Annotated in this window: 1 protein-coding gene; it reads left to right on the top strand. The window is 67.0% G+C overall.

Annotated elements, in window-relative coordinates:
• A partial coding sequence (locus C3486_RS36750) for an ABC transporter ATP-binding protein (RefSeq protein ID WP_374936973.1) occupies positions 1-406 on the top strand: 406 nt, incomplete at both ends.

The following is a 406-nucleotide window of genomic DNA, read 5'->3' as shown; positions in this document are numbered from 1 at the left end:
GCGCTGATGAACGACCTGACCGGCGAGCGCAACGTCATCCTGGGCGGGCTGGCCATGGGCATGTCCCGGGACCAGGTCCGCGAGCGCTACCAGGACATCGTCGACTTCTCCGGGATCAACGAGAAGGGCGACTTCATCTCCTTGCCGATGCGCACCTACTCCTCGGGCATGGCGGCCCGGCTGCGGTTCTCCATCGCCGCGGCCAAGGACCACGACGTGCTGATGATCGACGAGGCGCTGGCGACCGGCGACCGGAAGTTCCAGAAGCGCTCCGAGGCCCGCATCCGCGAGCTGCGCAAGGAGGCCGGCACGGTCTTCCTGGTCAGCCACAACAACAAGTCCATCCGGGACACCTGCGACCGCGTGCTGTGGCTGGAGAAGGGCGAACTGGTCATGGACGGCCCCA

This window comes from Streptomyces sp. Ru73 (assembly GCF_002920575.1).
GTDB lineage: Bacteria > Actinomycetota > Actinomycetes > Streptomycetales > Streptomycetaceae > Streptomyces.
Note: the sequence above shows the minus strand (reverse complement) of the source record. Positions and strands in the feature narration are given on the sequence as shown.